We start from the raw sequence: 12,310 nt of genomic DNA, 5'->3' as shown, positions 1-12,310 counted from the left end.
GCGCAGAAGGTGCAACAGGGCCAAAGAAATACATGACGCCATCTCTTGGAATAGCTTGTATCACTAAATCTTCAACATTATCTCCATTCGTGTCAATATTAAACTCAATTAATACATCTTCGTCAAACGCTGCATTGGCCGTAGCCGTTGGGCTCAGTAAGCCTTGTGTATTGGCAACGAACACAATATTGTTGTTGCTTGCCCCCTGAAAGGCATAGTAATCCGTAATATCACTGGTACCACCAGAGACATTGGGCGCATCTATATGGTCTGCGGCAATAACCACAAACGTTGCAAGGGCTAAAAGTCCTAAAACGCCAAGTAATCTTTGTTTTTTCATTATATTATAGTTTATATTGGGTGGAAAGTCCCACTTACCAATACCTACGAAGTTTTCTTGGTTGCGGTTTTATTTTTTCTGAATTTTATTTTGAAGGCGTTATTTTGTGATGCCCCATAATCTTCTATCTTTAAATTCTCAAAGGCTCTCAATCAATGAATCCATCAGCAAAAGGCTGGATAAAAAAGTTACTAAAAAGCATTCCTGAAGATTTAAACACCAAAGTCTCGCCAGAAGTGTTTTATAATCAATTAAAACAGACGGGGTTTATCTTTGGTAGTAACCTTTCCATTTATAACAATGCAATAGATGATTCCGACTTTACAGAGATTGAATGTTGTAAGGTCAACCTCCTTTTAGCGTTTCAATATGTTCATCAATTAGAGGAGTCTCAACTTAAATTTGAAACAACCTTGGTTACATTCTACAACCAAATAGTTGACCATAAACGTTGGTTACGCACAGATATATTTAAAAGTAAAGACCATTATACCATTGCTGAGGAATTAATCAATAAGCGCATTCAGGTGGATGATAATCCATTTACAAAACAGTTTAACGCCTTTTTAGTCAACGCCCTTTTATTTATTGACGTTCTCGCCTATCACCATTTCCTTAGGCATACCATAGAACCGAAAATCTATTTACAGCAGTTTGAAGGGATTATAGAAAGCATTCTAAAATCCATCCTTGCCAACAAAAAGGATAAAGACCATTATCACGAAGATATTTCGCGCCTGTTTGAAGCCTCCATGAGAACATCGGAAAGACCTCAACTAGAATTATTGGATTTTAAAGACATCGTAAAGACTCATCTCGAAAAACAGTACGTAGTCGACATTACCTGTATGGTCTCATGGACAGACCAATTTATAGATACCGAAGAGTTTTCATATTTAAAACAGCTTCAGGCTGAACTCGAAATATCCACGGACGGCATTATAAATTCCGTAGACGACCTGAACTTATTTTACGAAAATAACAGGGCGAAAATCAAGCTTTTAAAGTCCAATAATGGCGCAAAAACATTCTACGACACCAATAGTAAATTGGTATCACGGCTTATAAAACGAAACAGTAAGCGTTTGCTGAAAGAATTATCCGAAAGTAAGGAAGCCCTTTATCTCTTGGGACAATCGACACAGCGCACTTTAACGGAAGAAGAGCAGAAAAAAATTCAGAATCAGTTGTTGGATATTTTTAAGTCCATACCAAGTTTGGCCATATTTATGCTACCTGGCGGGATGTTGTTATTACCCTTATTCATCCGGTTTATCCCCAAACTATTGCCATCAGCGTTTGATGACAATAGAATTGAAGAGTAATTAAGATTTTGAATTTACATAAGCCAATACGGCCTCTTTGGTAGTGTACCAATTACGCCCTTCTTTATGGGCATCGATTTTACCTTGGCGGGCCAAAAGACTGACATACTCTTGTCCGTAGGGAATATCTGGTTCTTCTACGATGCTTGATATGGTTTGATAATCCTTGTCTAAGCCAGGCACAGCATTTAGATAAATATTTAATGTACGTTCCAAAGCCTGAGACATCAGCAACATAAGTTTAGTATAGTTACCATGATTGGCCTGATTTAATGCCAAATAATACTTTGCCCTATCATTGGCCAAAATAATGGCTGGCGGATAACCATGACGCATCAGCAATAAGTTCATCACCAAACGTACCGTACGGCCATTACCATCAAAAAATGGATGAATCCACACAAACTTATGATGAAAAAGCGTTGCCAATTCTACAGGACTAAGTTGCTGTGTATTGGTATTGATAGCTTGGATTAAATCATCTAAATAGCCCGAAACCTTACGCGCATTTGGAGGTACAAAATTAGCTCCTGAAATACGCACCCCTGCATTACGTAACCGACCGGCATGCTCATCCTCAATTGAGCGCAACACCAAACCATGTATATCTAAAATATCCTTGGCATTTAAAACATAGTTGGGTTTTACCAACTCATAAAGCTTATTTATGGCAGTTTCATGGTTTTTAGCCTCAAAGTGTTCCCTTAAGCTCTTGCCTTTTATGGTTACGCCTTCTTGAAGCACCATTTGCGTTTCCCTTAAACTCAGCGTATTACCTTCTATGTTGTTACTGTTAAATGTCCACTCTACCAAGAAGGCTTCACGGATATTTTGCACAACAATATTGGGCAACGGCCTTGCTTTGTTTAAAACCGACACCTTATCCTCTAACCGCTTAAAGGTTGAGTTAAGCTCCTCTCTGTATGTTGTTTTAATAGTCCACACACACAAATATACAATTTTATCGGATAACTCCAATAATTAAACTATCCGATAATGTAACAAAATATAAATAAAGCCTACTCATAGATAAATATGCATTATGAAAATCCTCAATTATTATAACATCTTAGGAGTTTCCGAAAACAGTGACTTAGAAACCATCAAAAAAACATTTAGACGGGAAATTGCCTTATACCATCCTGAAAACAATAGCCACCCAGATGCTAAACAAAAGTTTGATGCTTTAGTGGAAGCCTTTAATGTGTTATCACATCCCGAAAAGCGAAAGGAATACGATATCCTTTTGAAGAAATCCCAAACTCCGACTGAAGTCGCAGTTATTACTGAGAAAGAAGAACAGCAGTATGAAGATTGGCAAAAAGAAGCTAAAAAGAAATCGGATACTTCATGGGAAACCCCATTAACCGAACTTCTACTGCTCGACCTATTTTTCGATTTTGGATTTATTGGGCTATTTGATAATATCGGTGATACACTTGGCGATGCCTTAGGCGATATCGGAGATATCTTTGATATATTCTAGACTATTCCAACCAATTTTTAAAATCCTTGACACGCTCTCTTGCCACAATAATTTCTTGTTCCTTAAAGTGATGTAGAATAATTTTTAAACGCGAGTTGGTATAACTGATGATGTCCTTAATCGCATTGATATTCACATAGAATTTACGGCTGACCCTAAAGAATGTTCGTGGGTCCAATTCGTCTTCAAGCTGGTCTAAGGTTTGGTCTAACAGATAATTTCTATTATCGCTGGTGAAGACATAAGTCCCCTTGTTTTCGCTGTAGACACATTCTATATCTTCAATATTTATCAATTTTAAATGCTGGCCAACTTTTACCGAAAAACGTTTTTTGTATTCGCGCTCAATGGGATTGACCAAGAGTTTTTTAATATCGTTAAAATCTAAAGTCACGTCTTGCTTTTGTGGTGCGCGGTCTCTGTATTTGTCAACGGCGCGTTTTAAATCATCCTCGTCAATAGGTTTTAGGAGATAATCGATACTATTTAGTTTAAAGGCCTGTAAAGCGTATTCATCATAAGCTGTTGTAAAAATAACAGCAGACTTTATATCTATGGTTTCAAATATTTCAAACGAAAGACCATCACTTAATTGAATGTCCAGAAAGATTAAATCGGGGTGTGGATTGTTTTTAAACCAAGCAATAGACTCTTCTACGGAATGCAAAAGGGTTTCTGCTTCAAAATTAAGTTTATCCAACATGCGTTGTAGGCGTCTTGCGGAAGGTTTTTCGTCTTCTATAATGATGATTTGCATAAAATCTTTTAGTTAGTTTTTGTAATTCGCTTTATTTCAATTTCACAATTGAGGCTATTCATAATTCCTGTATTCATTTCGTTTCTTTTCCTCTTCTTCCATATATTCTTCAATCTTGCGCTGTTCCCAATTCTTTCCGAAAAAGGCACGTATTCCAAAAACGCCTATAAAATGAAAAGCTAATCCTATACCCCAAAAGAAGGCGGTGGCGTAAGGCCCGAATCCAGTGAAGCCTTCATCAGAATTTAAGCCAATAAGTAAAATCAAAAAGATATTAACTACTACATAAGACGCCAAATGCCAGTAAAATCCAATGATTTCGTCTACGCGCTTCTTCGCTCTGATATAAGCTTCTTCCTGACTATAATCTCTAGCTTCTAAAGTTTCCTCGTACGGTTCTAAACTATATTTTTCCATTACTTTCTTTTGTATTTTAAATCTTCCTCCATTAATTCTTCGATTTTTCGCTCTTCCCAATCATATCCCAAAATCAGGGGAAAAAGAAATACGGAAAAGGCGTGTATGGCTAAAATGATACCCCAAACCAGCCAGGTGCTCCACGTTCCGAAACTTGATAATTCTGAAACAAAACTATCCCAGCTATCTAAATCATTTCTCAAACGCATAGCCATTATCAGAACGTTGATAATCAGATAAACCGTTAAGTGTGAGTAAAATCGCTTCAGTTTTTCAACCTTATTCTTGGCGCGTTCTCTTTTAAATATGTCATTTTTGTTTTCCATGGTTCTTTAGATTAGTTCCAACGTCCGTTTTGGTCTTCTTTCTCCATATACTCGCGTATTTTACGCTCTTCCCATTGGGCACCAAAAGCACCGTCGTCAACAAATACCCGATAGGCCTGGAAACATAGGCTTAAGCCCCAACCCAAAATTGGGAACCAAAACCATTGGATGGTGTCTGATGTATAACGATACCAAATGAATATTAAAAATGGTATAACCAGACAGTACGATACTAAACTGTAATAAAAGGCCTTAAGTTCTTCCATTCGCTTACGAGCCTTTACGTAACGGTCGTCTAACTTGCTTTGTGGTAATTGTGTTGTTCTCATGATTTCTACTTGTTTTGTGAGCATCGGTATGGCAACTGCAAAATCCGATTCTCGTTGATTGATGATGACATTTCTCTTTGATAACAGCTTATAACGCTGTCTAATATTTTCTAAACCGACGCCACTACTCTTCTTTACGATTTGTTTCGGCTGAAGGTTATTCATTACGACTAGATGATTCCCATCTTCATAAATTTTAATATGAAGCGGTTTGCTACTCGTTACCATATTGTGTTTTACGGCATTCTCCAATAATAACTGTAAGGACAATGGCACGACTTTACTTTCAGGATTTGAAGCCTTCTCCGGAATTTCAAAAATGATACTGTCTTCAAACCGCATTTTAAGCAAAGACATGTAGGTTCTTGCAAAATTCAATTCTTCATCTACCGTAACCAATTCCTTACTTTTCTGCTCCAACACATAACGGTACACTTTTGAAAGCGACGTGGTAAAACGTTGCGCGTTATTTGGATTTTCTTCAATAAGGCTCGTCAAAACATTTAAACTATTAAAGAGAAAATGTGGGTCCAGTTGATTTTTTAGGGCATCAAACTTGGCGCTTGCCGTTCCGGCAATGACCTTTTGCTCCTTGAGTTTATTCTTTTGGTATCTGTTATAGAAATAGATAATGTGAAACACAGATACAATAGACAGCGTAATCCACAGTCCGAAGGTATAATAAGACCACTTTTCACGTGACCAATAATCTTCAAACGAATTGCCATAAATAATGACCGAAATAAAACTCCTTAGCGCAAATAGCCCAATTATGGTTATGATGGTTGCGCCGATAATTCCAATAACAATGCGCTTTATGGTATCGGCTTGTTTCCACTGGCGTTTTTCTAACATATCGAAAAACCACATGTTACTGTACCCCAAAACGAAAGAGTATAATTGATAAAAGCCCAATTCCACCAGAAGGTCGCTTGTGGATTCAAACTTAAATCCACCGTCAAATATATTCGCTATGATGAATACAAGGACACCAATAATGATGGTTACGATGATATTTTTTGTGGACTTGGTCATGTTGGTTTAGTCTAAAATTATGATTTACAAGATTGTAAAACCTGCTCTGCACGCTCTGCACCCCAGTTTGGGCTGAACTTGGTTTCTGGCTTAAAGTTAGCAAAAAGTTCTATGGACTTTTCAATGTCCTTACAATATGGTGTCATGTCCTTTCCGAAGAATTTGGCACTGCCCATGTCCCACTCGGCTTTCCCAAAAATGACCCGCGGGTTATTCCCGTCAATAGCTAATGCTTCCTGATAGAGCTGACTGATTTTTGGTCCAAGACTCATACCGTATTTCATGCCGTCAAAGGCTACCCAATTGGTATAGAGATAAGCCTGCATCACTTTAAGCTCTGCATTATTGTCGCTAACTGCAATTGCTTTATCTAAATGGGCTTGAGCCTTGTCTAAGTGAGCCTTTAAAACGGCTTCGTCCTTCTCATTCCAACTGATAGAACTGTTTAAATAAGCCACATAGTAGTGAGGCAACCATTCGTTCTTTTCAGCATTGGCAATACGCTCAAATAGATTGATAGACTCTTCAATTTGATTGGTCTCCCATAAATCGAAAGCTTTTTGCATTCCTTTTTCATAAGCCGACTGACTCGATATAGTAGTAACGGCCGTTTGAAAAATAATTAGTGTGATAATTTTGATTAACGTGTTCATGATTTCTGATTGTTTGATACAAATCTCAATGAAACCACCGTTTTTCAGAAATCGAAACGACCGAATTGTAGAAATTTGAAGACGAATTGTAAATTTTTCAATAATCATTTCAGAAAAGCGTAACTTTTTCCTTCAAAACGCTACTTATTCAGCAACACTAAAACCAATAGCATGAAACGCATTTTAGCACTTTGTTGCCTAATCCTCGCAACCAATTTACACCAAGCACAAACTGACAAACGCCTTAAAGGTCTTACCAAAGAATTAAATACGGTACTTGACATCACGGACACAGCTGGCTTTGCCATTGCCGTAGTGGAAGGCGACAAAGTCCTTTATGCCAAAGGCTTTGGCTATAGAGATTATGAAAATAAAATCCCGGTGGACGCCAATACGATTTTTGCTATTGGTTCATCTACAAAAGCGTTTACATCTGCCATTCTGGGCATTCTTGAAGAAGAAGACAAAGTGGATTTTGACGAGAATCCTAGAAAATATATTCCAGAATTATCCTTCTACAACGATAATCTCAACAACAATCTTATCGTCCGTGATTTGATGCGTCATAGCACTGGAATTCCTCGTCACGATGGGGCTTGGTACTTCTTTCCTTCAAAAGATAAGGACAGTTTATTGGCCCGTGTGGAATACCAAGAACCATTTACAGGCATAAGACAGCAATGGTACTACAATAACTTTATGTTTTTAGCACAAGGCGTGATTGCCGAACGTGTAACGGGTAAATCTTGGGAAGATAATATCAAGGAGTTGTTTTTAAAACCTCTGGGTATGGACCGCACGGAAATGGACATTGACGGCATGAAAACCGCCAGTAATGCCTCATTGGGCTACCGAGCTGAAGATGGCAACATTATAAAAATGGATTATTATGATATAGCAGGAATGTCACCTGCGGGAAGCATTAACAGCTCCGTAAACGACATGACTAAGTGGCTCATGACTTGGATTAACGACGGAAAATACAAAGAGAAGCAGATTATTCCTGAATCTTACGTACAATCGGCCATGAGTTCACAAATGGTGATTGCGCCTGCCTTACCTTCGGAAAAAAATCCAGATATACACTTTGCCAACTATGGCTATGGCTGGTTTATGTCTTCGTATAAAGGACATTATCGTGTCGAACATGGTGGTAATATTGATGGATTTTCTGCGAGTGTTGCGTTTTTCCCTTCGGATGATATCGGTATTGTGGTATTGGCCAATCAAAATGGTTCTGCGGTACCATCTTTAGTAAGAAATACAGTATCTGATTATGTTTTACAATTGAAAAAGAGCAACTGGATAGAAAAACATAAAGAAAGCTTAGAGAAAGCCAAGGAGAATCAGGAAGAAGCTGAAGAGGCTCAAGAAAGCTCAAGAATTGAAGGCACACGACCATCTCACGCCAAGTTGGATTACACAGGGAAATACGAAAACAAAGGCTATGGTAAGTTTGATATCATTGTTGAAAACGATTCGTTATTTACACAGTTGAATGAGAAACGTCAATTTTTACGACACTACCATTATGACACTTTTGAATTGATTGACGTCGTTGAAGGAAAAGTAGACACAACAGGTTATGATAAGTCCCTAAAGGCTAGTTTTAATACCAATGTAGCTGGGGATATTTCGGAAATGACCATTGCCATAGAACCGACAATTGACCCTATACGATTTGAAAGAACACCAAACGAATTAGATATTACAGCGGAGGAGTTAGAAGAATATACGGGCGAGTTCCAATTACCAGGAGCTACCTTTAAAACCTATGTAAAGGATGAAAAATTACACCTATTCATCAAAGGCCAACCTGAATATGAACTAGTTCCGATTGAAAAAGACACCTTTGCCTTTAAGATTTTAGACGGTTTTAAAGCCCAGTTTGTGCGGGGTGATGAAGGCAACGTAAATGCAGTAAAATCCATTCAGCCCAACGGCACCTTTACAGCGAAGCGGGTTGAGAAATAACTTAGAATAGAGTTATTAGTTATTGAATTTTCAGACCTGTCAGGTTTCCGAAACCTGACAGGTCTTTTTTTATTACTTTAGATAAAGAAACTAACCAAACCTTGAACCCATCCAAAAAACATGTCAAAGTAAGCGATACCGCTTTCGTTACCTGCAGTTTTAGAAGTAAGAACGACAACCTCAGCCAAGACCGATACGCAAAATTATGGACAAACGAGCGGGCTGAAACTATATTAGAGGACTATTTAGAAAACGTCTCAACAGAAGAAGTCTCGACACATTGCATACGGAATCGGTATTTTTTAGAAACATTGGCGAAACTCGTCGAACAAGAGAAGATTGACCTACTCATTAATTTTGGTGCGGGCTTTAGCATGTATCCATTTCTGCTACCAGATACAATTGAGCACATAGAAATTGACAAACCTGAAGTGGTGGACTATAAATCCGAACAAGTAAAACAATGGATGGAAAACGGCACACTACCAAAACGACATATTACCAGTATTCCCGTAGACTTCAGCACAGATTATCAAGCGGAACTCATCTCAACCATCGAATCTTTAAAGCAGAATCGTCGGTGTTTTATCCTTATAGAAGGCGTCCTATTCTTCCTGAATAGAGAACAAACAGACGGCCTATTTCATTTATTTTCCGAAGTACAAGCTCACGGCGATTACGTAGGAAGCGTGTCTTATAAGGAAGACGTCAAAGCCACAGATGCCTACAAAAGATTGATAGCTTATGCCAATAAAGGCGTTGATGACGCTAGTGATGACGGCTTTCAAACCATCCCGAATAGTTATTATTTAAACTTGAAAGATTATGATTTATTAGAACAAGAAGACTATTATTCCTGTTCAAAATTATATCACCACAATACTCAATCCAAGCCAACGGATATTTTGAATGAGCAGTTTTATGTGTTGAAACGAAAACCATAATATTATTTTTCGTTATGTGGGTTTTCAGATTACTAACAAGCATATATAATTCTTCACCAGTATAGTGCCTTAGACCAAATTTCCATCACAGCAAATTTTAAATGTATTCTAGTTAATAGGTCGTCTTAATCATGGATAATTTTGAGCAAATCCATTAAAACTATCAAGAAATGTCTGAAAAAAGAGAAAAAGTTGCCCGATTCGGAATCATTTCCAAAGGAATTGTATATTCAATAGTAGGCATCCTTACAGCAATGTCGGCCTTTAATCTTGGAGGTGGTCAGAGCGGTAGCAGAGACGCCCTTAGCTTTTTAGCCGAACAAAGTTATGGCAAGGTCTTACTCTTTATAATGGGATTGGGGCTTCTTTCTTATGCATTTTTTAGATTCTACCAAGTGGGAAATGCTTCAGAAGAAGATTCCAAGAAAAGTGCAATTAAAAAAGTAGGTTATGCTATTAGTGGTATTATTTATTTGGGACTTTCGGTATATAGCTTTACGCTTCTTTCAGGAAACTCATCTGGGAATTCAAGTGACTTTCTCAACTTTATACATAATGAAACAACAAAGACAATGGTTCTGTTTTTAATAGCATTAGGTCTTTTAGCTAAAGGTATCTACGAACTTTATAGAGCCTACAGTAAAAAATATAAGGAAGACATTGGTGCTACCCTAGGAACCAATGCAGAAGGGGTCTTTTTAAAATGGGCTCGATTTGGTATCACATCCCGCGCACTAGTTTTTATAATAATGGGATTCTTAACTGGACGAGGTGCGCTTAAAAACGATAGTTCCTTAGGCTCAAAAACTGATGCTTTTTCATTTATTAAACAAGAATTTGGGGCTACAGTTCTCGGATTAATTGCTATTGGGTTGGTCGGTTATGGCGTATTTTTATTCATTAAATCCAAATATGCTAAGGTTGCTCTAAAATAATCTGACCTCTTAGATATTAGTCTTTCCGCTTTGCCTCATATTCCTCAATATAGGTTCTAGCTCTATTGTTAGACGAGTTCTTTTCCAAAGCTTTGGAATAATTTTCATAAGCATTAATACTGTCGCCACTAACCAAATAGGCCTGGGCCAAACTGTCATACACGTTAGAACTATTAGGATGTAAAGCCACATTCATCTTAAAAACTTCAATGGCTTTAGCCCAATCTTGGTCTCTAAAATAGCGATATCCCTGTCGATTAAAATCGCGCTCAGAAATTAAATCGCTCGTGGAATCTTGTGCTTTTATAGCAAGATAACCTTCTAATGCTTTTTCAAAATTCTTGGCTTTTAAATACTGGCTTGGGGTTTTAAAGTCATCGGAAACTTTTAAGTAGTCGTATCGTAAGCTATCTGGATTATTTTCTGGAATTTGAGACATATAGCGCTGACCCGTTTCAGGATGCATCAAAAAGCGATATTTCGCATACATATCCGCAATAAAGATTTCATTCTCATCTAAAGCAACAGGTTCAATATTGGCACCTCGCCAATTGAGCATCAATGTATTATCATTAAAATAGACTTTAATGAGATCATCAGGATTATACAAGTATTTTCCAGCGACATCGTTTTTAAAATCTTCAGAGTAGTCAACGGAATTCCCACAATTTGTAAGAAGAACTAAGGCGAGTAAAACGGATAGTTTAGTTTGAAATTTCATAAGGATTGATTGGTTAAATAGAGACATAAAAAAAGTCCCATTCTATGAATGAGACGATTTTAAATCTAATTTGTTACGTGATTAATTCAGAAAAAAGAGACTTATTTAATAGCCATTAATTCCACATCAAAAACCAAAGTGGCGCCACCTGGAATCACACCGCCAGCTCCGGCACTTCCGTAACCTAAATCGCTAGGAATCACAAAACGGGCTTTATCACCAACATTCAATAAACAAATGCCTTCATCCCAACCGCTAATCACTTGGCCAACACCAACCTGAAAATCAATCGGTTGATTTCTCTTATATGATGAATCGAAAACTGTTCCATCAGCCAATTGGCCTTTATAATGAACCGATACCATATCGCCTTTGGTAGCTTTTTTACCACTGCCCTTTTGGATGACTTGGTAACGTAAGCCACTTTCGGTTTCTTCAAAACCAGTCGCTAATTTATCGAGCTCAGCCTTTGCTTTTTCACGCTCTTCTTGGATGCGTCTTTCACGAGCACCTTCAAACACCCTAAAAGCTTCAATAGCATTAAAATTTTCTGCTTCAGTTCCTTGACGAATGATTTCCAATTTCTCAATAGTATCGCCTTGTGCTATAGCATCCACTACATCCTGACCTTCAACGACATGACCAAAAACCGTGTGTTTTCCGTCTAACCAAGGCGTTTCAATGTGAGTAATGAAAAACTGACTTCCGTTAGTGCCTGGACCAGCGTTAGCCATGGATAGTTTTCCGGGCGCATCATGTTTTAAATCGGGATGGATTTCATCATCAAATTTATAACCAGGATTCCCTGTTCCTGTTCCTTGTGGGCATCCACCTTGAATCATAAAGTCTGGAATAACACGGTGAAATTTTAATCCATCATAATACGGATTCCCTTGTGGTTTCGCAGAGTTCTCCATGTTTCCTTCTGCCAAAGCTACGAAGTTACCTACTGTTCCTGGGGTTTTTTCAAATTCTAACTGCACCAAAATATCACCTTTTGGCGTATTGAATTTTGCATATAAGCCGTCTTGCATTGTTCTGTGTTTTATTTAAGGGTGCAAAGATAAC

The 12,310-nt window shown here is 37.9% G+C and carries 13 protein-coding genes and 1 pseudogene; 5 read left to right on the top strand and 9 right to left on the bottom strand.

Annotated elements, in window-relative coordinates; all coding sequences use genetic code 11:
• Positions 1–67: 67 nt before the first annotated feature.
• Positions 68–340, bottom strand: a pseudogene (locus ACFOSX_RS08840) (DUF4331 family protein); the annotation flags it as partial.
• A gap of 155 nt (positions 341–495) precedes the next feature.
• On the opposite strand from ACFOSX_RS08840, the gene ACFOSX_RS08835 reads away from it, so the two are divergent.
• Entirely contained in the window at positions 496–1,665 is a 1,170-nt protein-coding gene (locus ACFOSX_RS08835) for an LETM1-related biofilm-associated protein (protein ID WP_386099428.1), read from the top strand.
• Here the strand turns inward: ACFOSX_RS08835 and ACFOSX_RS08830 are convergent, their stop codons facing one another.
• Positions 1,666–2,610, bottom strand: coding sequence for a Fic family protein (locus ACFOSX_RS08830; RefSeq protein ID WP_386099425.1), 945 nt, complete (start codon positions 2,608–2,610; stop codon positions 1,666–1,668). It abuts the gene before it with no gap.
• A gap of 97 nt (positions 2,611–2,707) precedes the next feature.
• Between ACFOSX_RS08830 and ACFOSX_RS08825 the strand changes: the two genes are divergently transcribed.
• Positions 2,708–3,151 (top strand): J domain-containing protein, encoded by a 444-nt coding sequence (locus ACFOSX_RS08825; protein WP_386099422.1) that lies wholly within the window; start codon positions 2,708–2,710, stop codon positions 3,149–3,151.
• A 1-nt stretch (position 3,152) separates the two neighbouring features.
• Here ACFOSX_RS08825 and ACFOSX_RS08820 read toward each other — a convergent pair whose 3' ends face one another.
• The 5 genes from ACFOSX_RS08820 to ACFOSX_RS08800 are packed head-to-tail and all read right to left on the bottom strand — an operon-like array spanning position 3,153 to position 6,668.
• Complete coding sequence (locus ACFOSX_RS08820; RefSeq protein WP_386099419.1) at positions 3,153–3,908, bottom strand: LytR/AlgR family response regulator transcription factor; 756 nt, start codon at positions 3,906–3,908, stop codon at positions 3,153–3,155.
• A gap of 54 nt (positions 3,909–3,962) precedes the next feature.
• Positions 3,963–4,325: a 2TM domain-containing protein gene (locus ACFOSX_RS08815; RefSeq protein ID WP_386099416.1), complete on the bottom strand. Its 363-nt coding sequence runs from the start codon at positions 4,323–4,325 to the stop codon at positions 3,963–3,965.
• Positions 4,325–4,651, bottom strand: coding sequence for a 2TM domain-containing protein (locus ACFOSX_RS08810; protein ID WP_386099413.1), 327 nt, complete (start codon positions 4,649–4,651; stop codon positions 4,325–4,327). The genes ACFOSX_RS08815 and ACFOSX_RS08810 overlap by 1 nt, the downstream gene beginning before the upstream one ends.
• 11 nt (positions 4,652–4,662) lie before the next feature.
• Positions 4,663–6,015 (bottom strand): histidine kinase, encoded by a 1,353-nt coding sequence (locus tag ACFOSX_RS08805; RefSeq protein WP_386099409.1) that lies wholly within the window; start codon positions 6,013–6,015, stop codon positions 4,663–4,665.
• A gap of 17 nt (positions 6,016–6,032) precedes the next feature.
• Entirely contained in the window at positions 6,033–6,668 is a 636-nt protein-coding gene (locus ACFOSX_RS08800) for a tetratricopeptide repeat protein (RefSeq protein ID WP_386099406.1), read from the bottom strand.
• Between the two features lie 171 nt (positions 6,669–6,839).
• Between ACFOSX_RS08800 and ACFOSX_RS08795 the strand changes: the two genes are divergently transcribed.
• From ACFOSX_RS08795 to ACFOSX_RS08785, 3 genes are all read left to right on the top strand, one after another.
• On the top strand, positions 6,840–8,642 hold the full coding sequence (locus tag ACFOSX_RS08795) for a serine hydrolase (protein WP_386099404.1): 1,803 nt from the start codon (positions 6,840–6,842) through the stop codon (positions 8,640–8,642).
• A 101-nt stretch (positions 8,643–8,743) separates the two neighbouring features.
• The gene (locus ACFOSX_RS08790) at positions 8,744–9,586 is read left to right on the top strand and encodes a class I SAM-dependent methyltransferase (protein WP_386099401.1); all 843 of its coding nucleotides are present in this window, start codon (positions 8,744–8,746) and stop codon (positions 9,584–9,586) included.
• Positions 9,587–9,756: 170 nt separating this feature from the next.
• Positions 9,757–10,521: a DUF1206 domain-containing protein gene (locus ACFOSX_RS08785; RefSeq protein ID WP_386099398.1), complete on the top strand. Its 765-nt coding sequence runs from the start codon at positions 9,757–9,759 to the stop codon at positions 10,519–10,521.
• Positions 10,522–10,537: 16 nt separating this feature from the next.
• Here ACFOSX_RS08785 and ACFOSX_RS08780 read toward each other — a convergent pair whose 3' ends face one another.
• Both ACFOSX_RS08780 and ACFOSX_RS08775 read right to left on the bottom strand, forming a co-directional pair.
• The gene (locus ACFOSX_RS08780) at positions 10,538–11,242 is read right to left on the bottom strand and encodes a tetratricopeptide repeat protein (RefSeq protein WP_386099395.1); all 705 of its coding nucleotides are present in this window, start codon (positions 11,240–11,242) and stop codon (positions 10,538–10,540) included.
• A 101-nt stretch (positions 11,243–11,343) separates the two neighbouring features.
• Entirely contained in the window at positions 11,344–12,276 is a 933-nt protein-coding gene (locus ACFOSX_RS08775; RefSeq protein WP_386099392.1) for a peptidylprolyl isomerase, read from the bottom strand.
• Positions 12,277–12,310 lie beyond the last annotated feature (34 nt).

This window comes from Winogradskyella maritima, from assembly GCF_042650215.1.
Taxonomy (GTDB): Bacteria; Bacteroidota; Bacteroidia; order Flavobacteriales; family Flavobacteriaceae; genus Winogradskyella; species Winogradskyella maritima.
Note: the sequence above shows the minus strand (reverse complement) of the source record. Positions and strands in the feature narration are given on the sequence as shown.

Bases quoted from the DNA above. Each gene is read 5' to 3' on its own strand.
- ACFOSX_RS08835 (WP_386099428.1), top strand. From the start codon at position 496: ATGAATCCATCAGCAAAAGGCTGGATAAAAAAGTTACTAAAAAGCATT.
- ACFOSX_RS08825 (WP_386099422.1), top strand. From the start codon at position 2,708: ATGAAAATCCTCAATTATTATAACATCTTAGGAGTTTCCGAAAACAGT.
- ACFOSX_RS08820 (WP_386099419.1), bottom strand. From the start codon at position 3,908: ATGCAAATCATCATTATAGAAGACGAAAAACCTTCCGCAAGACGCCTA.
- ACFOSX_RS08815 (WP_386099416.1), bottom strand. From the start codon at position 4,325: ATGGAAAAATATAGTTTAGAACCGTACGAGGAAACTTTAGAAGCTAGA.
- ACFOSX_RS08810 (WP_386099413.1), bottom strand. From the start codon at position 4,651: ATGGAAAACAAAAATGACATATTTAAAAGAGAACGCGCCAAGAATAAG.
- ACFOSX_RS08805 (WP_386099409.1), bottom strand. From the start codon at position 6,015: ATGACCAAGTCCACAAAAAATATCATCGTAACCATCATTATTGGTGTC.
- ACFOSX_RS08800 (WP_386099406.1), bottom strand. From the start codon at position 6,668: ATGAACACGTTAATCAAAATTATCACACTAATTATTTTTCAAACGGCC.
- ACFOSX_RS08795 (WP_386099404.1), top strand. From the start codon at position 6,840: ATGAAACGCATTTTAGCACTTTGTTGCCTAATCCTCGCAACCAATTTA.
- ACFOSX_RS08785 (WP_386099398.1), top strand. From the start codon at position 9,757: ATGTCTGAAAAAAGAGAAAAAGTTGCCCGATTCGGAATCATTTCCAAA.
- ACFOSX_RS08780 (WP_386099395.1), bottom strand. From the start codon at position 11,242: ATGAAATTTCAAACTAAACTATCCGTTTTACTCGCCTTAGTTCTTCTT.
- ACFOSX_RS08775 (WP_386099392.1), bottom strand. From the start codon at position 12,276: ATGCAAGACGGCTTATATGCAAAATTCAATACGCCAAAAGGTGATATT.